At 67.5% G+C, this 19,549-nt stretch carries 23 protein-coding genes and 1 tRNA gene; 9 read left to right on the forward strand and 15 right to left on the reverse strand.

The window, feature by feature from the left end:
- The first annotated feature begins 23 nt into the window (after positions 1-23).
- Positions 24-977 carry a class A beta-lactamase gene (gene bla / locus BAY61_RS11710; RefSeq protein WP_176879537.1) on the forward strand — a complete coding sequence of 318 codons (954 nt, stop codon included), beginning with the start codon at positions 24-26 and terminating at the stop codon, positions 975-977.
- Between the two features lie 18 nt (positions 978-995).
- On the opposite strand, the gene BAY61_RS11715 is transcribed toward bla, so the two are convergent.
- Complete coding sequence (locus BAY61_RS11715) at positions 996-2,042, reverse strand: LacI family DNA-binding transcriptional regulator (protein ID WP_091797008.1); 1,047 nt, start codon at positions 2,040-2,042, stop codon at positions 996-998.
- A 178-nt stretch (positions 2,043-2,220) separates the two neighbouring features.
- On the opposite strand from BAY61_RS11715, the gene BAY61_RS11720 reads away from it, so the two are divergent.
- The gene (locus tag BAY61_RS11720) at positions 2,221-3,219 is read left to right on the forward strand and encodes an asparaginase (RefSeq protein WP_091797010.1); all 999 of its coding nucleotides are present in this window, start codon (positions 2,221-2,223) and stop codon (positions 3,217-3,219) included.
- Positions 3,220-3,260: 41 nt separating this feature from the next.
- Positions 3,261-4,139, forward strand: coding sequence for a polysaccharide deacetylase family protein (locus BAY61_RS11725; RefSeq protein WP_091797012.1), 879 nt, complete (start codon positions 3,261-3,263; stop codon positions 4,137-4,139).
- Positions 4,140-4,428: 289 nt separating this feature from the next.
- Here the strand turns inward: BAY61_RS11725 and BAY61_RS11730 are convergent, their stop codons facing one another.
- Together BAY61_RS11730 and BAY61_RS11735 are read right to left on the reverse strand one after the other, a co-directional pair.
- A complete protein-coding gene (locus tag BAY61_RS11730; RefSeq protein WP_091797014.1) occupies positions 4,429-5,265 on the reverse strand; it encodes an SRPBCC family protein in 837 nt (278 codons plus the stop codon).
- Positions 5,262-5,822: a winged helix-turn-helix domain-containing protein gene (locus BAY61_RS11735; protein WP_091797016.1), complete on the reverse strand. Its 561-nt coding sequence runs from the start codon at positions 5,820-5,822 to the stop codon at positions 5,262-5,264. Before BAY61_RS11735 ends, BAY61_RS11730 begins: the two co-directional genes overlap by 4 nt.
- Positions 5,823-5,925: 103 nt before the next feature.
- Here BAY61_RS11735 and BAY61_RS33780 point away from each other — a divergent pair, with 103 nt between their 5' ends.
- The gene (locus tag BAY61_RS33780; RefSeq protein WP_256327927.1) at positions 5,926-6,051 is read left to right on the forward strand and encodes a hypothetical protein; all 126 of its coding nucleotides are present in this window, start codon (positions 5,926-5,928) and stop codon (positions 6,049-6,051) included.
- Positions 6,052-6,118: 67 nt separating this feature from the next.
- Here the strand turns inward: BAY61_RS33780 and BAY61_RS11740 are convergent, their stop codons facing one another.
- Both BAY61_RS11740 and BAY61_RS11745 read right to left on the reverse strand, forming a co-directional pair.
- A complete protein-coding gene (locus BAY61_RS11740; protein WP_091797018.1) occupies positions 6,119-6,733 on the reverse strand; it encodes a hypothetical protein in 615 nt (204 codons plus the stop codon).
- A gap of 22 nt (positions 6,734-6,755) precedes the next feature.
- Positions 6,756-9,119, reverse strand: coding sequence for a helix-turn-helix domain-containing protein (locus BAY61_RS11745; protein WP_091797020.1), 2,364 nt, complete (start codon positions 9,117-9,119; stop codon positions 6,756-6,758).
- A gap of 81 nt (positions 9,120-9,200) precedes the next feature.
- Between BAY61_RS11745 and BAY61_RS11750 the strand changes: the two genes are divergently transcribed.
- Entirely contained in the window at positions 9,201-10,337 is a 1,137-nt protein-coding gene (locus BAY61_RS11750) for an alpha/beta hydrolase (RefSeq protein ID WP_245866009.1), read from the forward strand.
- 22 nt (positions 10,338-10,359) lie between these two features.
- Positions 10,360-10,644: a hypothetical protein gene (locus tag BAY61_RS11755; protein WP_176879494.1), complete on the forward strand. Its 285-nt coding sequence runs from the start codon at positions 10,360-10,362 to the stop codon at positions 10,642-10,644.
- A 78-nt stretch (positions 10,645-10,722) separates the two neighbouring features.
- Here the strand turns inward: BAY61_RS11755 and BAY61_RS11760 are convergent, their stop codons facing one another.
- Positions 10,723-11,157 carry a PPOX class F420-dependent oxidoreductase gene (locus BAY61_RS11760; RefSeq protein WP_091797022.1) on the reverse strand — a complete coding sequence of 145 codons (435 nt, stop codon included), beginning with the start codon at positions 11,155-11,157 and terminating at the stop codon, positions 10,723-10,725.
- A gap of 101 nt (positions 11,158-11,258) precedes the next feature.
- Positions 11,259-11,819 carry a TetR/AcrR family transcriptional regulator gene (locus BAY61_RS11765; protein WP_091797024.1) on the reverse strand — a complete coding sequence of 187 codons (561 nt, stop codon included), beginning with the start codon at positions 11,817-11,819 and terminating at the stop codon, positions 11,259-11,261.
- 87 nt (positions 11,820-11,906) lie between these two features.
- Between BAY61_RS11765 and BAY61_RS11770 the strand changes: the two genes are divergently transcribed.
- On the forward strand, positions 11,907-13,127 hold the full coding sequence (locus BAY61_RS11770) for an FAD-dependent monooxygenase (RefSeq protein ID WP_091797026.1): 1,221 nt from the start codon (positions 11,907-11,909) through the stop codon (positions 13,125-13,127).
- Between the two features lie 16 nt (positions 13,128-13,143).
- Here BAY61_RS11770 and lexA read toward each other — a convergent pair whose 3' ends face one another.
- Positions 13,144-13,803 carry a transcriptional repressor LexA gene (gene lexA / locus BAY61_RS11775; RefSeq protein ID WP_091798748.1) on the reverse strand — a complete coding sequence of 220 codons (660 nt, stop codon included), beginning with the start codon at positions 13,801-13,803 and terminating at the stop codon, positions 13,144-13,146.
- 120 nt (positions 13,804-13,923) lie between these two features.
- On the opposite strand from lexA, the gene BAY61_RS34000 reads away from it, so the two are divergent.
- Positions 13,924-14,097: an epoxide hydrolase N-terminal domain-containing protein gene (locus BAY61_RS34000; RefSeq protein ID WP_091797027.1), complete on the forward strand. Its 174-nt coding sequence runs from the start codon at positions 13,924-13,926 to the stop codon at positions 14,095-14,097.
- Positions 14,098-14,759: 662 nt separating this feature from the next.
- Positions 14,760-14,836, forward strand: a tRNA-Pro gene (locus BAY61_RS11785).
- A gap of 103 nt (positions 14,837-14,939) precedes the next feature.
- Here BAY61_RS11785 and BAY61_RS11790 read toward each other — a convergent pair.
- The 7 genes from BAY61_RS11790 to BAY61_RS11820 all read right to left on the reverse strand — a co-directional run bounded on the left by BAY61_RS11790 (position 14,940) and on the right by BAY61_RS11820 (position 19,529).
- Complete coding sequence (locus BAY61_RS11790; protein WP_091797029.1) at positions 14,940-16,148, reverse strand: tyrosine-type recombinase/integrase; 1,209 nt, start codon at positions 16,146-16,148, stop codon at positions 14,940-14,942.
- A complete protein-coding gene (locus BAY61_RS11795; protein ID WP_091797031.1) occupies positions 16,149-16,322 on the reverse strand; it encodes a helix-turn-helix transcriptional regulator in 174 nt (57 codons plus the stop codon).
- Positions 16,319-17,677, reverse strand: a complete 1,359-nt coding sequence (locus BAY61_RS11800; RefSeq protein WP_091798751.1) for a replication initiator — start codon at positions 17,675-17,677, stop codon at positions 16,319-16,321. The genes BAY61_RS11795 and BAY61_RS11800 overlap by 4 nt, the downstream gene beginning before the upstream one ends.
- 94 nt (positions 17,678-17,771) lie before the next feature.
- Positions 17,772-18,479 (reverse strand): DUF2637 domain-containing protein, encoded by a 708-nt coding sequence (locus BAY61_RS11805; RefSeq protein WP_091797033.1) that lies wholly within the window; start codon positions 18,477-18,479, stop codon positions 17,772-17,774.
- A 28-nt stretch (positions 18,480-18,507) separates the two neighbouring features.
- Positions 18,508-18,915 (reverse strand): barstar family protein, encoded by a 408-nt coding sequence (locus BAY61_RS11810; protein ID WP_091797035.1) that lies wholly within the window; start codon positions 18,913-18,915, stop codon positions 18,508-18,510.
- Positions 18,915-19,142 (reverse strand): hypothetical protein, encoded by a 228-nt coding sequence (locus tag BAY61_RS11815; RefSeq protein WP_091797037.1) that lies wholly within the window; start codon positions 19,140-19,142, stop codon positions 18,915-18,917. The genes BAY61_RS11810 and BAY61_RS11815 overlap by 1 nt, the downstream gene beginning before the upstream one ends.
- 33 nt (positions 19,143-19,175) lie before the next feature.
- Complete coding sequence (locus tag BAY61_RS11820; protein WP_143021316.1) at positions 19,176-19,529, reverse strand: hypothetical protein; 354 nt, start codon at positions 19,527-19,529, stop codon at positions 19,176-19,178.
- Positions 19,530-19,549: the final 20 nt, after the last annotated feature.

The raw sequence follows: 19,549 nt of genomic DNA on the forward strand, positions 1-19,549 counted from the left end.
GGACCGTGAGCTGGGGGAACGGTATGCCGAGTTCGTCGTCAGTGTCCGGGTCGCGGGGGAGTATCACGCGCAGGGCGGTGCTCGGCGCCGCCGTCGCGTTGCCGCTGGCCGCCTGTAGCGCTGGTACCGATACCGCCGCCGGGCGCGCTCCGGCTCCCGTATCGTCGCCGGAGTCATCGGAAAAACCCACCCGGCCGCAACGGCACGACCGGCTTCACGAACTGGAACGGGACTACGGCGCGCGGCTCGGCGTGTACGCGCTGGCGACCGGATCCGGCGCCGTCGTCGAGCACAGGGCCGACGAGCGGTTCGCGTTCTGCTCGACGTTCAAGGGGCTCGCCGCCGCGGCCGTGCTTCAGCGCAATCCATCGTCGCATGTGGACACCGTGCTGACTTTCACCGAAGCGGACTTGCTGTCCAGTTCCTTCGTCACTCGCGAGCACGTGGCGAGCGGGATGACGATCGGCCAACTCTGTGACGCCGCCGTGCGCTACAGCGACGGCACGGCGGGCAACCTGCTCGTGCGCGACCTCGGCGGCCCCGGTGAATTCACGGCGTTCCTCAGAGAGATCGGCGACGAGGTCACCAGGATGGACCGGCCGGAGCCGGAACTCACCGAGGCGAAGCCGGGTGATCCGAGGGACACGACCTCGCCGAGGGCGATCGGCACCGACTATCAGGGGATCGTGCTCGGCGACGTGTTGCCGGAGGACAAGCGCGGGTTCCTCCGCGACCTGCTGGAGCGCAACACCACCGGCGACGAGCGCATCAGAGCCGGAGTCCCCGAGGGCTGGACGGTCGCCGACAAGACCGGAACTGGAAGCTACGGCACGATGAACGACATCGGCATCGGGTGGCCGCCATCCGGCGAGCCGCTCGTCATCGCCATCATGTCCAGCAAAGCCGACCCCGACTCCGACTACGACCAGAAGCTCATCGCGGACGCCACCGAGTACGTGGTCACCGCGCTCACCTGAACGTCCACAGTGGATTGTTCACGTCGTTCCGAGGCTTGAGGCTCGCGCCTGGAACGTCGGCGGCAACAGTACCGACTCGCCTTCGGCGCCTTCGACCATGCGCACCAGCGTGCGCGCGGCGAGCCGGCCCATCTCTCGCATCGGGGAGCGCACCGTGCTCAGTGCGACCGGCAACGCCGCCGCGACGGGAAGATCGTTGTAGCCGACGATCGCCACGTCGGTGCCGACCAGCATGCCCTTGTCGCGCACGGCCCCCATCGCCCCGATGGCCGCGAAGTCGTTGACCACGAAGATCGCGGTCGGTGGCGGGCCGACGTCGAGCAGCCGCCGCGCCCCTTCCTTGCCGCCCTCCACGTCGAACCGGCTCGGCACGATGCGCGACTCGGGGATCTCGATGCCGGCGTGCGCGCAGGCGTCGAGGAAACCTCCGGTGCGCTCGATGCCGGTGGAGGCGTAGCGCTCGCCCGCGATGACGGCCATGTCGGTGTGTCCCAGCGAGATCAGATGCTCGCCCGCGAGACGTCCCCCGAGCCGGTCGTCGCCGGTGACCGAGACGGCACCGGGTAGTGACCTGCTGGTGAGTACCACTTTCGTACCGCGGCTGATCAGGTCGCCGACCAGGCCGCTGTCGGTGCGGGCGTCGCCGAGGATGAGCCCGTCCACCCTCGCCGCCAGCAGTGTGTCGGCGCGCAGCTTCTGGGTATCCGGCTCGTCCCAGCTGTTGGCGACCAGCGTCTGGTATCCGCCTTCGGCGGAACCCTGCTCGATACCCTCGTAGATGGTGGCGAGCACGACGTCGGTGAGGCGGGGGACGACGACGCCGAGCAGCCTGGACCGGCCGGTTCGCAGGCTCGCGGCGGCGGGATTGGGCAGGTAGCCGAGTTGTTTGGCGACGGAACGGATGCGTTCGGCTGTTGCGCGCCCGATGTCGTCGCTGCCGCGCAAAGCCCGGGAAACGGTGGTGACGTGTACCCCGGCGGTCCGCGCGATGTCGGCCAGCGTCACGGGACGTGCGGGTCCGGAATCGCGGAGCGCGCAATCCGGTTCGGGCGTGCCGTCGGACATCGCCGTTCACCCCCTCGAAGTGCCACGACCGGGTGGTCGTGCGTGCATTCTGGCCTATCGGCCGGCCGGGGCCGGGACGCGCCTGAGTTCGGCCCGGTCTCGTTTCCAGGGTTGACGCCGGTTCCGATCCACCGCATCATCCGACGAAATCGTTTTCGAAATCGATAGCGGAGGACTCGTGCGTCATCTCGTACTGCTGGCCACCGGCGGCACCGTCGCCACCCGCTCCCGCTCGGGGGGCCGCAGGGTCGAGGCAGGCGCCGCCGACCTGCTGCATGCGGCCGAGCGCGTATGGGACCTCGGTGACCTGCGGGTTGAGCCACGCGATGCTCAGTCGATCGTCAGTTTCGCCGCGACGGTGCCCGACGTGCTGACACTCGCCGACACGGTCAGGCAGGCGAGTTCCGACGGCGCGGAGGGGATCGTGATCACGCACGGGACGGACACCCTCGAGGAGACCGCCTTCCTGCTGGCGCTCGCCCACGAGGGGCAGACACCGGTCGTGCTGACCGGCGCGCAGCGCCCCTTCGACGACCCTGCTACCGACGGGCCCCGCAACGTCGCCGCCGCGCTGCGCTGGGCCGCCGCGCCCGAGGCGGCCGGTACCGGCGTGACCGTCGTCTTCGCCGATCAGGTCCTTCCCGCCGTCGGCGTGCGCAAGGTGCGCAGTCTGGAACTCGCCGCGTTCGCCGCGCCAGGCCGAGGTCCCATCGGGCACGTCGACGAACTGGGCGTGCGCGCGCACGCCGTATCCCCGATGGCACCGTTCCTGCCACCGGGGCTCACCGACCTGCCGAGGGTGGACGTGATCGCCCAGTACCTCGGTGCCGACGCGGGCGCCGTCGAGGCGGCCGCGTCGCTCGGAGCGCGTGGCCTCGTCCTCGCCGGGTTCGGCGCGGGCAACGCCACCCCGGCCACCACGAGGGCCTGCCTTCGGCTGCTCGCCGACGGGATGCCCGTTCTCGTCACCTCCCGTACCGGTGAGGGTCCCGTCGCGGGGCTCTACGCCGAGGGCGGCGCCGCGCTCGCCGAGGCGGGCGCGGTGATGGCTGGAGATTTGTCCCCGTGGCAGGCCCGGTTGCTGCTCGCCGCGACGCTGGCGGTGGAAAGCGAACCGGACCGGGTACGCACGCATTGTCTGCGGTGGCTGCGCGGGGTGGGAGCCGCCGCGGGGTGAGCGCTGATCTCCACCACGAAATCGAGGGAAAGGATTGTCCGATGGCGAAGGAAATCCTCGTGGCATACGGCGTCGATGTCGATGCCGTTGGTGGCTGGCTGGGTTCCTACGGCGGGGAGGACTCGCCGTGCGACATCTCCCGAGGCGTGTTCGCGGGCGAGGTCGGCGTCCCCAGGATGCTGGAGTTGTTCCGCCGCAAGGAATTGCGGACGACATGGTTCTGGCCTGGCCACTCGATCGAGAGTTTTCCCGATGAGTTCGACGCGTGTGTCGCTGCCGGACACGAGATCGGCGTGCATGGCTACAGCCATGAGAACCCGATCGCGATGAACCGTGAGCAGGAGTCGGCGATTCTCGACCACTGCATCGACCTCGTCAGCACGAGGACGGGTAAGCGGCCGACGGGATACGTCGCGCCGTGGTGGGAGTTTTCGCCGGTCACCAACGAACTACTGCTCGAACGCGGTATCAAGTACGACCACTCGCTGATGCACAGGGACTTCGAACCCTACTACGTGCGCGTCGGCGATTCCTGGACGAGGATCGACTACGACAAGCCTGCCGGGGACTGGATGAAACCGTTCGTCAAGGGCACCGAAACCGATCTCGTCGAGATCCCCGCTTCGTGGTATCTCGACGACCTTCCCCCGATGATGTTCATCAAGTCGAGCCCGAACAGCCACGGATTCGTCAACCCGCGTGATCTGGAACTGCTCTGGCGCGACCAGTTCGACTGGGTCTACCGCGAGCACGACTACGCCGTGTTCACGATGACCGTGCACCCCGATGTGTCGGGACGGCCGCAGAGCCTGCTCATGCACGAACGGCTCATCGAGCACATCAGCGGTCACGAAGGGGTCCGCTGGGTGACCTTCGACGAGATCGCCGACGACTTCCTGAGCCGTAAGCCACGTTCCTGATCTCGGCGAGTTCCGCGTTCGGGCGCGCGAGTTCCGCACTCAGGTTGCCGAGTTCCGCACTCGGGCGCGCGAGTGCTGCGTTCGGACACCCGGCGGGCCGCCACTACTACGACGTGCATCTCGCTGTCCCGAGCGCGCATCTCGCCGTCCTGGGTGCGCATCTCGCCGTCCCGAGTGCGGATCTCGACGCCGTCGGCGGGCGGCGGTGGACGGCGACGCAACACGGCGCAGGACGGAAACCCGCCTGCGCCGTGGTGCCTTTCGGTGTCGCGCCGGATGTCGCGGTGGGTCAGGACTCGATCCAGATGGGCCGCCAGTCGGCGATGTCGTGGAAGCGACGCAGTTCGGCGAGACCGGAGAGGTTGCCGATCCAGCCGGCGTAGGGCGGGTTGGTGGTGTCGAATCCGCTGTTCATCATCGTCAGCCGGGTCTTGCCGCCGGTGCCCTCCAGTTCCCAGGTGGCGACACCGCTCGGGCCCCAGTCGACGCTCAGCCGCTCGCCAGGCACCAGGTCCACGATCTTGGCGGGGTGCGGGGCGTTGTCGAACCCGCCCATCGCATAGCGGCCGTCGACGTAGGGCTCGATCTCGAACGGGAACCCGAACCAGGCCGAGACCTTCTCCGAGCTGATGAGCGAATCGAACACCTCCTCGGCGGAGGCGTCGATCGTCACCGTCGTGCTGAAGTCGGTGCGGGTGAAGTCAGGCCGTGCGGTGATCTCGCGGCCTTCGACGTGGTCGACGAGGTTGGCCAGCGCCAGCGCCCAGAAGGTCTGGAGCACGCCCCTGATGCTGGCACCGGTGAGTACGTCGTTGAAGTCGAAGTGGCTCTGGGTCAGCGTGATCGTGGTGTCGCCGTCCTCCGAACCGACCTCGATGCCGGTCGTCGTCTCCTCGCCGTCGAGCAGCCAGGTGAAGTGCAGGGAATTGCCGGTCGCGCTCACGAGTCTCTGGTGGGGCGCGTCCCCTTCGGGAACGGATGACCCCCAGAATTCGTAGCGCACCGGCAATTCGACGTTCGCCTTGTCGGCGAGCCAGGTGGTGATGCCCTCGACCGTGGTGAGTGCCTGAAAGACCTGCTCAGGAGTGGCGGTCGTGCGGGCCTTGAGGGTCAGTGGCTCGGTCATGATGATTGTTCCTTTCCCGTGGGATAGCAGGCGACAGCGAGCTTGAACCGGTCTCCCGTACTGCCGCCGTAGCGAGTGAAGAGATCCTGCAAGGTGTCCTGTAATTCCGCGAGGAACGCCGGACGTTGTTCGGGACTGAGGTAGATCTGTCCCGCGACCCCCAGCGAAGGCAGGTCGGATTCCGTAGTGTCGATGGCCGCGACGTCTCGCTGTATCTCCTCGGCGAGGTCGAGAAGATGCCCCAGTGACAGCAGGCCGGTCGACTGCCGGTCGCCAACCCTGCCGACGAGTTGCGGTGAGAGCCAGTACGAACGGGCCATCGCTTGGTAGATGCCTTCGTACACGTTGCGGACCTTGCGCTCGGCGATCTGCCGGACAAGGCCGTGTTCCAGTAGTCGCTTCACGTGGTAGTTGACGCGCTGCGGTGTTTGGCCGAGCTTTGTCGCCACCTCGTTGCACGTGCTCGGCAGAGCAAGTGCCCGCAAGATCTCGATCCGTTGCGGCTTGAGCAGCGCTTCGGCTTGTTCGAGCCGGTCCAGGTACAGCACCTCTTGCATGGATCGATTTTTACATAAAAATCTATTTTTGCCAATGGCGAGACCAAGTCGTGACCCAGTCGGGTGGATGTGCCGAGGAGGGCGACGGAGGCGGCGCTCCGATGTGGACGGTGCGGCGAAGACCGGCTTCGGCCGTGCTCAGTCGTTCAGCACATACGCGCTGAGCACGGCCGCGACGATCAGCAGTATCGCCATCGTGCCGCAGCCGAACAGCGCCGCGAAACTGTAGGGGCGGCGTTCCCAGAACCGGATCGTGCCGGTGTGGACGGTGCGGCGAAGACCGGCTTCGGCCGTGCTCAGTCGTTCAGCACATACGCGCTGAGCACGGCCGCGACGATCAGCAGTATCGCCATCGTGCCGCAGCCGAACAGCGCCGCGAAACTGTAGGGGCGGCGTTCCCAGAACCGGATCGTGCCGGGATGCTGGTCACTGAACTGCTTGGCGGTCAGCATGGCGGGGTAGGCCGTGACGGGAACGCCGAGCCGCACGATGAGGTCCTCGAACTCGGCTCTGTCGAACTCGTTGTCCCGCAATCGCAGCAGCAGGCCGCCTGCCGGATCGAGCAGGAACACGTTCGCCGAAGGCGGCGAGCCCGCCCTCGGCGGCAAGAGGGTGACCCTGACGGCCTTGGCGATGTTGACGCGCGAATGCCTCCTGCCCTTGCCGAGACCGACCTTGCCGAACTCCGTGTGCGTCAGCACCACCCTGAGCCGGTGGTTGTAGATCGCCAGCGGAACGAAGATCGCCGCCCACACCACCACGGCGCCAGCCGTCACGGGCAGGCTGCCTCCGACGGCGGGAGGCACGATCAGCACCGCGCCGGTCAGCAGCGCCGCCAGCGGCACGATGACCCGGCGGTTCTTCGCCGCCGCGCGCAGTTCGAGAATCGGCGGATGGGACGGAGAGGACATACCGGAACCTTAGTGTCGCGGCTCAGCGCGCGGTGGCGTGCTCGCGCTCGCGGAACTGCCTGCCGAGGTGGTGTTGCAGCCGGGCGTGCCGGAACTGATAGACCGCGCCGGTCTGCCGCAGCACTCCCCGCCGGTAGGCGTCGTCGAGGAATTCGGGCAGCGCCCACGGAAGGCTTCCCCGCAGCGGCAGGCGCAGCCTCGCGAAGATGAGCCACTGTCCCCACGCGGTGAACGCGAAGGCATAGCCGAGACCACCGGTGATTCCGCCGACGATGCCGAACAGCAGGCCGTCCTCAAGCGGATTCCAGTTGAGCGGGCCCAGCATGTCCCCGAGACCGGACACGACGAGCCGTCCTCCGAAGGCGATCACGATCGCGAAGGTCACGGCGAGCACCGCGATGAGACGGAACACGGTGGTGCGGTTGGCTTTCAGCAGATCGAGCGGCCCCGTCGCCGAGGCCAGATCCACCGGCGATCCCAGCGCGGCGGCGAGGCTGAGCACGATTCCCGCCGCCAGGCCGAAGACGAGCGCGATGACGATCACGTTGACGAGCGCGGCCTGCACCACGATGCCGACATCGGGATGAAAGCCCCAGGTCAGCCCACGCAGAATGGTGATGGCGGGGCCGAGCCCCAGTCCCACGACCGCTCCGCCGACCAAGCCTCCCGCGAACCTCGCGGCGAGTGCTCGTGTCCTGCTCGGCCCTCGGCCCCCTCTGCCCGGTAACCGGATCCGCATGCGTAACGGCTCGAAGGTCCTGCCGCCCACCACGATCATGATCCCGTAGACCAGCCCGAACGCCAGTCCCGCGGTCGGCCCGATGATCAGCCCTTCGAGCACCGCGAGTTCGAACGCCGGTGGCCCGATGATCAGTGAGTTCACCGGCAGGAAGAGAAACCAGTCCAGCACCGCCGTCGCCAGCGCGCACGCGATCACCACGAGCAGGATGCGTGAGGACCGGCGGAGTGAGTCGCCGAGCCGCCACCATTCGAGGTCGCCGATGCCGCGCCGGTCGAGATGGTCGGCAAGGAAACCGAGCCAGTGCACGGCTTTGTCGGGATCCCAGTTGCGCCTGCCGCCGGGGGTCGCGTCGCGGTAGACGGCGGGCACGAAGCTGCCGAGCAGATGGTCCTCGATGGCCTCAGGGCTGGGAAATCTGGCGCTGTCGAGCAGAACGGAGGGATCGCGGTCCCTGTTGTCGCTGTAGACGGTGCGGGCGAGCGTGACCATCAGCGGCGTGGTCAGCACGGTGGCGAGGTTTTCGGCCGTGGGATCACGGTCCTCCGCGCGCAGGGCGGCGAGTACGCCGTCCCACCGGGTCGCGGTCTCGCCGTCGCCGGAGCGGCGAGCGGTGCGGGGAAGGTAGCCCGCGAGATCGTCGGGGGTCAAGTCGGTGACGACGAGTACCGCGGCTGAGGTGAGGACGTCGACGGCGGCGACGGTGCGTTCGTATTCGGGTGCCCTGCTGGTCAACAGCAACGGCATCGACGTGTCGTTGAGCGCTTCCATGGCAGGCCGGTGGAGACCGTGCGCGAGTTCGTCGAAGCCGTCGAGCACCGGCAGCACCCACCCCGATTCGACCAGCAGCGACGCCAGCGTCGATCCGCCGGGTCCCGTGGCCGAGAGCCCCGGGTTGTCCCGCAGCAGCCGTTCCACCAGCCAGGCACGCAGCGAGGTCGTCGTCGGGTCCCACGAACCGACGCTGAAGATCACCGGTACCTGTTCGCCGTGTGTTCGCGTGTGCAGGTGGTCCAGTACGAACCGCAACGCCAGTACCGTCTTGCCCGAGCCGCCCCTTCCCAGCAGCACCAATCGCCCGGAGGGAAGATCCGCGTAGGTACTGGCGAGATCGTCGAGCCCGCCGGTGAGCGCGAGCGGTTCCGCGACGGCGTGCGCGGGAAGCCGCCGGATGTTCTCGGGGTGGTCGACGATGCCGGCCGGTGCCGTCCGCCAGCGCACCGGCAGTGGAAGCGGATCGTTGACGCGGCGCTGTTCTTCCTCGCGGCGCAGCCGGGTCGCCATCACCATCGCGAGATGGTCGGCGGCTTCCGACACCGGGTCGCCCGCCCGCGAGGGCCGGGGTGAGGGTGTTCGCGGCGAGGGGATCCGGGGTGGTTCGTCCGTCACCTTCGGCTCGGGGTGAGCTTCGCGGACGGCGACGGGCTCCGTGCCGTCGGCGGCGGCGAGCAGGACCCTGCGTTGCTCGTGACTGACGTCGAGCGCGTCGGCGAGCGAGGTCACCGTTCCCATCCGGGGATCGGTGGGGCTGCCCGTCTCCAGTCTTCGGATGGTTCTGACCGCGACGCCCGACTTCTCCGCGAGCTGTTCCTGCGTCATACCCGCCTGCCGCCGGAGCTCGCGCAGCAGGCCACCGAACCGGCTCATGCCCCCAGTGCCCCTTTCCCAGTGAGAGCACGACTCTAGCGTGCCGACCGGCCATGAAAGGCCGGTCTACGGCCTGGTTCCGTGACCAGGGACAACGGCAGGATCACCGGCAACACCAGCGTCGAAGGGGATCACGCGATGACACTCCGCTCAACGGTGCCGATGGCGCAGCGTTCGGCGATCGTGGCCGTGCTGGCCGCGTTCGCGTTCACGCCGGCGGCCGCGGCGGCCGACCCCGGCACGGCTCTGCCCGAGCTGCCCGAGCTGACCGACGGTCACGGGCTCACGATCGTCGACCAGCCGGAGTGGGTGGCCGACAGCGACCGGACGTTCGTCTTCTCCGTCGCGACCGACGAGGTGCCGACGCCGAGCCTGCAACCGGGGCAGGATCCCGGTGAGCACGACATCATGATCACGTTGCCGGAGGACTACGACCCCTCGGCCGAATACCCCGTGCTGTACTCGCTGCACGGCAACGGGGACAGGGCCGACTCGGCGGCCAACAGGCAGATGGGGGAACGGGCGACGCGGGACGAGCCAGTGATCACCGTGTGGCCCAACGGGGGGAGGAGCTGGTATTCCAACTGGGTCAACCCCGGAGACCAGGGCCCGCAGAACTGGGAGACCTTCCACCTCGACCAGCTCATCCCGTTCATCGACGACAACCTGGCGACGGACGCCTCAAGGGAAGGCAGGGCCATCGCGGGGCATTCGATGGGCGGGTTCGGCGCCTTCCACTACGCGCAGCACCGGCCCGAGTTGTTCAGCTACGTCGGCAGCTTCTCCGGTGGCCTCGACCTGCTCAGCCCTGAGATGAGGGCCGCGGTGGTCGCCACGACGCTGGATCCGGCCTCCGGCGTGCCGACGACGACTCCGGACGCGATCTTCGGGTCACCGGTCTGGCCATTCGACGGGGTGTGGAACGCGCAGAGTCCCGCACAGAACGTCGAGCCGCTGCGCGGGATGGGCGTGGCGATGTACGCGGGCAACGGCGGTGACCTCACGGTCAACCCGATCCAGGCCGTCATCGAGAACAGGGCACGGCAGACGGCTGTGGTCACCTCCGCCAACCTGACCGCGGCCGGGATTCCGCACGACTTCCTCGACTACGGCGACGGCAGCGAGTGGGCGCCCGGCTGCACCGGCAAGCACAGCCAGATCGCGTGCCTGCAGGCCGACCTCGACCACTTCGTCGCGCTGTTCACCGACCGGCGCTGAACCGAGGGGAGAACGAGCGGCGATGGCGACGAAGTTCCGCTACTGGTGCGGTGAGTGCAACCACCGGACGGCGTGGCTGCCCGAGTCCGAGGGCGTCTCGCAGCACGGAAGGCACTACCTGCGGCAGCATCCCGGCATCGAGCCGGGAGGTGGCTTCGAGATCCAGAAGAGCCGCGACGGCGGGGGCGGCTGCCTCGCCGTGATCGTCAGCCTGTTCCTGATCTTGATTTTCGCGGCGACGTGTGAGGGCGAGGCGGGCAGCACGCCGGAACGCCCCACGGTCGCGGACGTGTTCATCGACGGCTGACCACGAACCCGGGGGCGGGAGGAACCGGGTGTGGGAGAAACCGGACGGGGTTTCTCCCACACCCGGATGTCCGGTGGGTCAGCCGACGTCGCGCCTGTCGGCGACGAGGTCGTGTGGATCCACGTCGGCATCGTCGAGCCCGAAGGAGATGATCCTGGTGGGGTGGATGCGGATGATCGCGCCGTCGACTCCGGCGCGTCGCTCGGGCGGATCGACGGCCTCGGCGTACCCCCTGATTTCCAGGCAGCGGACTCGCCATGGGCGCACCGAGCGGACGTCGTCGACGACGAAGGCGACCTTGCCGTTGGCGGCGACGTTGCGGAACTTCTGGCTGCCCGCCATGTCGAATCCGATGATGTCGATGGTCTCGGTGTCGTCGTTGTAGTGGAAGCCGACGGGGCTGTTCTGCAAGGTTCCGTTGCGTTGCACGGTCGCGAGCCGGCCCAGCCGCTGACCGGCGAGGTAGCGCAGTTCCTGGCTGGTGAACCGTGTGCTGGAAGCGGCGGATGTCATGTCGGTCCTTCCCGTTTCGGCGTTTCTCGGTCCACCGTGCTACCTCAAGCGCGCTGGAGGTCAAGGGACGCGGCGAGATTCGGCGGAAGCGGGGCCGGACTCTACTGTGGACTCTCGCCGGGTTCGATGCCGAGCGTCGCGTAGGCGGCGCCGAGGGCCGCCGGGCGCAGGGTTTCCACCGGCACGTCGGCGAAGAGCACGATGCAGTCGGCGAGACCGCCGAGTGCCGAGACGGCTTTCGCCTGCTCGGCCAATGAGGCGCCGGGTCCTGCCAGCAAGCGCATGAGCCGCAGCCGCCATGCCGCGATGCGGGTGCCGAGATCGAGCCGGGCGAGGATGGCTACCTCGCGAACCAGCAACGCGGTGACCCTGCGATGCCTGCACGTGACGTCGAAGTAGCGGTCGAGCAGAGCCCGCCGGTCGGTCCGGGCCGCGGCCTCGTCGTCGACGAGTAGCGCTTCGATGTCCTCGATGAGTGGTTGCACGAGCGAGTTGACCAGATCCTCGCGCGAGGCGAAGTGGTAATACAGCGCGGGCTTGGTGAGCCCGAGGCGTTCCGCGATCTCGCGCAGGCTCGTCTGCTGGACGCCTTTCTCGGCGAACAGGTCCAGCGCGGCCGCCTGGATGCGGTCCTTCGTCTCGGTCGATCTCGCCCTTGCCACGCGGCCAGCCTAACCGTGCCCGTGCTGTTGACGGAGGGCGCGTCGTTCATTTACCTTCCGGTAAGTAAACGTATCGAAGGGTTGGTCATGAACATCCTGATCTCGGGTGCCAGCGTCGCCGGACCGGTACTCGCCTACTGGCTCCGGCGCTACGGCTTCAGCCCCGTCGTGGTCGAGCGCGCTCCGCTGCTGCGCGCTGGCACCGGCGGCCACGCCGTCGACCTGTTCGAACCCGCGGTGCGGATCGCCGAGTACATGGGCATCCACTCCGAGGTGGAGGCCATGCACACCAGAACCTCGGCGCTCACTCTGGAACGCCCCGGCCGAGGGCCGGTCCACGTCGACTTCTCCCGGTTCGCCACGCACGACTCCGGCGACGACCACATCGAGATCATCCGAGGTGAACTGGCCCGCATCCTGCACGAGGCGACGCGCGACGACGTCGAATACCTCTTCGGCGACACCATCACCGGCATCTCGGAGGACTCAGGCGGCGTCGACGTGACCTTCGCCCGCAACAAGCCGAGGCGCTTCGATCTCGTCGTCGGCGCCGACGGTCTGCACTCGGGTGTCAGGGGGCTCGTGTTCGGGCCGGAGTCCGGCTATCGCAACTTCCTCGGCGGCTACCTGAGCGCCTTCACCGTGCCCGGTCACGGGATGCCGGAAGGCAGGATGTCGGTGTATCACGCGGTCGACAAGCTCGTCGCGACGTACCCGGTGTGGCAGACCGGGGAGGCGAGGGCGGTGTTCCTCTTCCGGCGGCGGGAGGAACTGGCCTACGACCACCGCGACACGGCGCGCCAAGTGGAGCTGCTGCGCGAGGTGTTCGCGGGGGAGGGCAGCCAGGTGCCGCGCCTGCTCGCCGAGGCGGCCGGTGCGGACGACTTCTACCTCGATTCGATCAGCCAGATCCTGATGGACACGTGGTCGAAAGGCAGGGTCACGCTCGTCGGCGACGCGGGCTACTCGCCGGGACCCGCCGTCGGCGGTGGCACCACCGTCGCCATGGTCGGGGCCTACCTGCTCGCCGCGAACCTCGCGAAGGCGCGCGGCGACCACACCGTCGCGTTTGCCCGCTACGAGAAGGACATGAGCGACTACGTTGCCACGACGCGGACCGTGGGGCCGAAGGTGATGAAGACGATCGTCCCGCGCTCCCGGTTCGAGGCCGCGCTGACGGCCACCGTGCTGCGCTGGCTGCCCCGCGTCCCGAAACCCTTGCTGCGCATGGCGCTCAACTCGCCGAACCGGCCGAGCCGAAGCCTGGCAGGGATCCGGATCTCGCCGCCGGAGCCCGTGCCGGGATGACAGGCCGGGAAGCTGTTCAGACGCTGCGCAGCACGGAGACGACCGTTCCGAGCACCACGGCCTCGTCTCCGTCGATGACGTCGTAGGCCGCGTTGCGCGGTTCGAGCAGGACGTGGCCGTTCCTGCGGCGGAACACCTTCACCGTCGCCTCGCCGTCGATCATCGCCGCGACGATCTGTCCCGAGTGCGCTTCGGACTGCTGCCGCACCACCACGATGTCCCCGTCACAGATCGCGGCGTCGATCATCGAATCGCCCCGCACCCGCAGCCCGAAGACGGTGCCTCGGCCGGTGAGCTCGCGCGGCAGCGTCAGCAGGTCGTCAAGGTGCTCGTCGGCGGTGATGGGACTGCCGGCCGCGATGTCGCCGACGACGGGAACCGGAACCGAATCCTCGGAGGGGCGCGACGAGGGCTCCCTCAGGAAGTCCCTGACGTCGATCGGCCGGGACACCGTGGGGCTTCGCCGCAGGAACCCCTTCTCCTCAAGACTCGCGAGGTGCTTCGACACCGAGGACGACGAGCGCAGGCCGACCGCGTCGCCGATCTCGCGGCTGCTCGGCGCGTACCCGTGCCGGACGACCCAGTCCCTGATGGTCACCAGTATCCGCTGCTGGCGCGGCGGAAGGGACGAGGTGTCGAGGTGCTCGAAGGGGTCGAGATCGTCGTAGCTCACCAGGCGAATGGTAAAGGTAGCTCGTGGCGAGGCGGTGACCGACATGGTCAGCCCCCACCTCCGTCTACATTGGTCACGACGGCGCCGGTCGCCGGGCGGAAGTGAGCTGATTTACCCTTCACGATCGCCGTCTCCGACGCCGAGCTCGACGACCCGCGCGACCGGTTGAGCTGCACTCGCTTCGGACCGAGCTTCGCGGACGAGGACTGGGAGGAGGGAGCACCGCGACCGTGGTCGCTGGAGCTGGTCCGGTACTGGCTGCGGACTCAACGCGCGCTGAATGCCCTGCTCAGGTGACCGGTGAGTTCGCCGGACTTGGGGAGCGTTCGTCGCCAGGCAGCTCGGGCTCGCGCATCAACTTCCCGTGGGCGGTGCCGCCCCCCGGACTCACCGACCCGGTGGCCGAGACCAGGCGGAGGAACGCGGCGCGCGGGAGACGGTCGTTTCACGCCACAATGGACGGTGGGGGAGTTGAAAAAGGTTCCGCGCTCGACCAGCCTGGGGGTCACCGGGAGCACGGAACCACAATGGACGATACACGCCGGGCCCGGTTTGTCGAGCCGTCGTTACCAAGTTGCCCCTGAATGATGACATCAAGGTATATCTGATGCTCTCGGTAGTCATCGCGCGACGAGCTGTCGGTCAGTAACCACCCCATGGACTGGCAGAGATTTGACGCCCGTCTTACGTGCGGGTGTGATCGGTGCGCGACTTCCGGTGTCCACAATGGAGGAATTTGCCGGTTAGGGCGGATGGGTCGGATCAGCCTGGGAACGTCGATGCGGTCCCGTGGGTCGCCTGGCGTCGCGCGGGGGCTGTTGGGGTCGGTCGCGCCCGTGAGGTCGACGTGTCGGCCGTCACGTGCGCTGACCTGCGAAAACGAGAAGTGGCACCTGCCTGTGAGGGGTGTGGAGGTGGAGGGTAAGCTGTGTTTCATCAACTTCGCGAGAGGTTGAGGCCGGGCTGTGGCGCAGTTTGGTAGCGCACTTGACTGGGGGTCAAGGGGTCGCAGGTTCAAATCCTGTCAGCCCGACCATTCAGGGGCCGTCTACGCAGGTAGACGGCCCCTGAGTCATTTCATGGGTCGGTTCCTTCTCCCCCATGTCACATTCATGTCACACGGGCGCTACCAAGATCACCTATGCCGCTCTGAGGTCGCGTAGCGCGCTTGCTCGCCGTAGGTCGAGTACGTCGGCGACCTCGTCGAGGCGGTCGGGGAAGAGGTGGCCGTAGACGTTGAGGGTCATGGCGGCGTCGGTGTGGCCGAGCATCTGCTGGACGACCTTGACGTCGGCTCCGGCGGATATGGCGAGCGAGGCGGCGGTGTGCCTGAGCTTGTGCGGGGTAAGTCCGTCGATCTTGATTCCGGCTGCGTCGACGGCGGGGCCGAACTCGCGGGTGCGCCAGTTGTGACTACGCAGTGACAGGCCACGTGTGGTGGTGAACAGCAGCTCGTCGGGTTCCCTGTCGTGGACGAGGGGGCGCAGCAGCGGGACCAGGGAGGCAGGGAACGACACGGTGCGCCGCTTACCGGTCTTGGGTAGTCCCTCGTGTTGCACGCCGTTGACCTCGTAAAAGGTCGTGGCGACCCGGATACGGCGCTTGTCGAGATCGACCCTGCCGACCCGCAGTGCCGCCGCCTCACCCCAGCGGACCCCCGTATAGGCAAGCACAAGGATGAGCGCCTTGTTGATGGCTGCGCACGCGGTGGGGCGGTCGTACTTCGTGCGCAGTTCGGCCGCCGCGTCGGCAAGCTGTTCGACCTGGGTATACGACAGGTAGACGTGTTCGGCCTCAGCTTGCACCGGTAGCGTCACGCCACGAGCCGGGTTGACGGGAATGCGCGACGGAGTGCACCACTCCAGCACCATCGCGAGCACCCGGTATGCGTGCCGAGCCTGAGACGCTCCGAGCTGGCTTCCGTTGTCCTCCTTCGACTTGAGCAGCTTGGCGACCCACACGTCGATTTCCTCGCGCATGACGCCGTTGAGGGGCAGTTCGCCCCAGCGGGGGTTGACGTGGTTGTCCAGTAGGCCCCGGTACTTCCACCAGGTCGACTGTTTCAGGTCATGCCGGGTGTCCAACCACTTCTCGGCCATCTCCGCGAACGACACTTTCGCGCGAGCCGGGTCGACATAGGTACCCGCTACGAGCGACGCTTCCAACTCGGTACGTCGGTCCTCGGCCTTTGTCTTGTTCGCTACGGCCTCGGACTTGAGGTTGCCGCTCCGGTCGTAGTAGCGCACGAGCCACCGAGCGGGAGGCTTGCGCCCGTTGGACTTCGCCTTCCTCGCGGCCTCCTTGTAGGCCCGCGTTTGCGTTCGGTCGTAGATCCATACTCGCGCCATTCAGAGGGTTCCTTGCTGTTCGATCCAGGTGTCGACGTCGTCGGCGCGGTAGCGGACGTGTTTGCCGACGCGTTTTCCTGGTGGGCCGTAGCCTTTGGTGCGCCACTGGTAGAGCGTGTTCTTCGGGACGCTGAGGTAGTCGGCGAGTTCGTCGACGGTGAGTAGCTTGTTCATGGTTGTTGTTCCTTTGCGTATTCGTTGGCGTATTTGGCTTTGCGGTCGTCTTGGATGCGTGTGGCGATGCCTGCGGCGAGTTCGCGTTCGGCGTCGTCGCGGTATCCGGCGCCGTGGAAGGTCCAGTCGTTGACCACTGCGATGGTGTCGGCCTGGTCGGCCAGGCCGAGGCGCTGGAGTGTTTCGGTCAGCCGGAAGACTTTGCGGTCGCCCCGGATGGTTTTGAAGGTGGTGGAGTAGCGGGTGGATTTGGTGAGGAAGTGGCCTCGGAAGGCGAGCATGTGTGCCCAGCGCCGCAGGTTCAGCTCCTCATACATGGGCAGGTCGCCGAGGTCCCAGGCCGTTTGGATGATCCGCCGGTGATGCTCGGAGACTCGGAGGAAGTCGATGTCGAGTTGCGATCGGATGGGACGGTCGGCGGCCTCGGTCTTACCGGTGCCTTTGGTGGCGTACTTGGCGATATAGGCCGCCAGGCGGGCCTCGCTGATCTGCCCGTCGCGGGTTTCGAACTCGGTTGAGCCACTGGGCTGGATCGGTCGGACGTCGACCTGTGTGCCCCAGGTGAGGGTGTCGGTGGTGCCGTCCGGGCGGGCCGCGTTCAGCACGACTGCTCCGGCGGCGGCGTGGATGGCGTCGTCAAGTAGGTCGGGGTGCGCCCAAGGTGGGGCGGGTGTGGTGGCGCCGTCGGGGCCGTCGAGGCGGATGATGGCGTGGAAGTGGATGAGGCCCCGGCGTTGGTATTCGGCGACTTTGCCGTAGGACAGGCGGGCTTCGGTGGGGAAGTCGCGGACGCGGATTCCTGCCCGTTTGGCGATTTCTCGGCGTAGGCGCATGGTGAAGCGCTGCCAGAGCACTCCGGCGTGGGCTTGCCACAGCACCGCCCCCACATAGTCGTAGCCCTCGGGGTCGAGGGGTGTGCCGATGCGGGTGTCGGCGTCGTGATGGTGTTCGCCGCAGCCGCAGGGGATGCGCTTGCCCCGTGCGCTGGTCCGGGCGTGATGCACCGGGCCGAACGAGGGTGCGGTGAGGGTGACGAACGCCCGGGGGCGGTCGGTGACAGCCGTGGGAACACCTTTGGTGCCGCCGACAAGTCCCGCGCGGACGAGGTGGAAGGCGTCGGCGGCGTAGCGGTCGCTACAGGCGGGGCAGACGGCGGAGCGGCGGTTGCCGCAGGGCGCGAAGATGTCCCCACCATGGTGATGCAGCACGGTTCCGGTGCGGGTGTCTTGGAGTTGATGCGCTCCGGTGAGGCGGATGGGTTTGGCGCAGCCGTTGACGGCGCGGACTTTGGCCCGCCAGTCGGCATAGTCCGAAGCGCGGACGCGGTGGGTGAGGCGTTGTTCCAGCGTTTCCATGAACAGGCCCTTTCTGGTGGTGCACACAGCCGAAGGGCGGGGCACGACCGGGTTGTTGGTCATGCCCCGCCCTCGCGTGCGGAGTGTTCGGTGGTTAGGCGCTGATGGGGTGCCCGTTGCGGGGTGTCAGGTCGGTGGCGAGTTGCTGGGCCATCGACGCGGGCAGGCGCAACGCTCGCTGGATCTCGGCGGCGCTCAGCGTCCGGCCGGTGTCGTGTGCGTCGGCGTGTAGGGCGTCCAGGCGTGCCATTAGCGATGGCGGCAGTTTCGCCCGAACTCCGCTTGTCGGCGGCATGGGAATCGTTGGCTCTGGCTCGGGCTGTGCTGGTCGTGTCGGCTCTGTTTGTGGTTCGGTGTCGGTCTTGGTCGGCTCTGTCGCCGTGGTGGTCTCGGTGTCGGTGTTGGGGGCTGGTTTGCGGAGGAGGAGTTTGACGACGACGAGGAAGCCGAGGGCGGGCATGGCGGCGACGAGCCAGCCGAAGATGCTGGGTTCGGCGAGTTCGACTTGTGCGGCCATTTGCACGACGAATGCGCCGACGAACACGACTACGGGGAAGGTGAGGAGGGTGGTTTTCCCGGCGTGGTGGTCGCGGCGGATTTCGAACCCGGCCACGACGGCCATGCCCTCGATCACGATGGCGGTGGCCCAGGCCAGCCAGCCGGTTTGTCCGTGGTGTTCGGCCCAGTCGTGGGTGTGGGTGAAGCCGACCGCCCCGCCGATGCCGCCGAGGATGATGGCGACGAGGACGCGGACGGTGTCCACCACGCGGTCGGCTATCCGAGGTTTGTCCATGGTGGACATGGCGTCTGCCTTCCTTGCTGTCGTGAGGTCAGGGGTAGGTGTGCAGGGCGGACCAGCGGTGCAGCAGTGCCCGCCCGGTTTTGGTCAGTCGTAGTGGTGAGACGGGTTTGCGGATCGCTCCGTGCAGGGCGGTGATGGTGTCTCTGGCGGGGCAGGGTTGGGCATACCGGCCCTGGATGAGTTCGTGGACGACATCCTCATCCAGGGCGGTACGGACGTGTCCGTCTCCGTCGATCACCACGACGCGGTCACTGTCGTCGAGGAGCCCGAACCGGCCCGCCTGTATTTCGGCGAGCACGTCCTGGGCCACCGTCGGCGACGCGGACACTGTGCGGGAGCGGCGCCCCTTGGCGGGTGGTGTGTCGCGGGTCGAGGCCGGGGTGGTGGTCGTGGTGGTGGTGAACAGGTCGAGTTGGTTGCGGTCGTGGTGGCGCATCAGACGCGTTCCCGTCGTAGGTCGGTGATTTGGTGGGTGTATCCGGTGGCGTGTGCTCGCCATTCGCGCCACATGCCTGCGGTGACCGCCGCCCACGCCAGCACCGTGATCGCAGCTACGGGGGCGAGTATCCAGAGGGTGGTGATGGTGGCGATTTCCACGACCATCGCTAGTATCGCGACCAGGGTCATTTTCGCCCACATACCCAGAAATTTCAGTGTCCTCATTGCACTATCCCTTCTCCAGGGTCGTGGTTGTTGTCACCAGCCGTGTGCGGGTAGGTGGCGGGGGCAGAACACGGTGCGTTCGCTGGTGGCGAGCCAGCCGGGGAAGTTGCGGGTGTAGTCGGCGATGTGGTCCCAGTCGCGGAAGGCCCGGTACTGGTCGTCGGGGTAGTCGCCGCATTCGCCGCACCGGGCGAGAAACACCGGGTCGCAAGGCCAGATCACGAATTCCGCCGCAGGTTTGCGGTTCAGGTATTGCGACCATGCCTGATCAACGCGGATTTCTCGCTGGGCCTCGTCGCGGGTGCGGTGCACTGTGCCCGACAGCTCCGACATCACATCGTCGTCGTCGCCCAGGTCCAGCACCCACAACACCCGGTAGTGCGTCACGTCCACCAGTGACGGCCAGT

The sequence above is a fragment of the Prauserella marina genome (assembly GCF_002240355.1).
GTDB lineage: Bacteria > Actinomycetota > Actinomycetes > Mycobacteriales > Pseudonocardiaceae > Prauserella_A > Prauserella_A marina.

Bases quoted from the DNA above. Each gene is read 5' to 3' on its own strand.
- BAY61_RS11715 (WP_091797008.1), bottom strand. From the start codon at position 2,042: ATGTCCGACGGCACGCCCGAACCGGATTGCGCGCTCCGCGATTCCGGA.
- BAY61_RS11810 (WP_091797035.1), bottom strand. From the start codon at position 18,915: ATGCGCCACCACGACCGCAACCAACTCGACCTGTTCACCACCACCACG.
- BAY61_RS11735 (WP_091797016.1), bottom strand. From the start codon at position 5,822: ATGCAAGAGGTGCTGTACCTGGACCGGCTCGAACAAGCCGAAGCGCTG.
- BAY61_RS11805 (WP_091797033.1), bottom strand. From the start codon at position 18,479: ATGTCCACCATGGACAAACCTCGGATAGCCGACCGCGTGGTGGACACC.
- BAY61_RS11800 (WP_091798751.1), bottom strand. From the start codon at position 17,677: ATGGAAACGCTGGAACAACGCCTCACCCACCGCGTCCGCGCTTCGGAC.
- BAY61_RS11725 (WP_091797012.1), top strand. From the start codon at position 3,261: ATGGCGAAGGAAATCCTCGTGGCATACGGCGTCGATGTCGATGCCGTT.
- BAY61_RS11740 (WP_091797018.1), bottom strand. From the start codon at position 6,733: ATGTCCTCTCCGTCCCATCCGCCGATTCTCGAACTGCGCGCGGCGGCG.
- BAY61_RS11755 (WP_176879494.1), top strand. From the start codon at position 10,360: ATGGCGACGAAGTTCCGCTACTGGTGCGGTGAGTGCAACCACCGGACG.
- BAY61_RS11815 (WP_091797037.1), bottom strand. From the start codon at position 19,142: ATGAGGACACTGAAATTTCTGGGTATGTGGGCGAAAATGACCCTGGTC.
- BAY61_RS11760 (WP_091797022.1), bottom strand. From the start codon at position 11,157: ATGACATCCGCCGCTTCCAGCACACGGTTCACCAGCCAGGAACTGCGC.
- BAY61_RS11730 (WP_091797014.1), bottom strand. From the start codon at position 5,265: ATGACCGAGCCACTGACCCTCAAGGCCCGCACGACCGCCACTCCTGAG.
- BAY61_RS11770 (WP_091797026.1), top strand. From the start codon at position 11,907: ATGAACATCCTGATCTCGGGTGCCAGCGTCGCCGGACCGGTACTCGCC.
- BAY61_RS11795 (WP_091797031.1), bottom strand. From the start codon at position 16,322: ATGAACAAGCTACTCACCGTCGACGAACTCGCCGACTACCTCAGCGTC.
- bla (WP_176879537.1), top strand. From the start codon at position 24: ATGCCGAGTTCGTCGTCAGTGTCCGGGTCGCGGGGGAGTATCACGCGC.
- BAY61_RS11790 (WP_091797029.1), bottom strand. From the start codon at position 16,148: ATGGCGCGAGTATGGATCTACGACCGAACGCAAACGCGGGCCTACAAG.
- BAY61_RS11745 (WP_091797020.1), bottom strand. From the start codon at position 9,119: ATGAGCCGGTTCGGTGGCCTGCTGCGCGAGCTCCGGCGGCAGGCGGGT.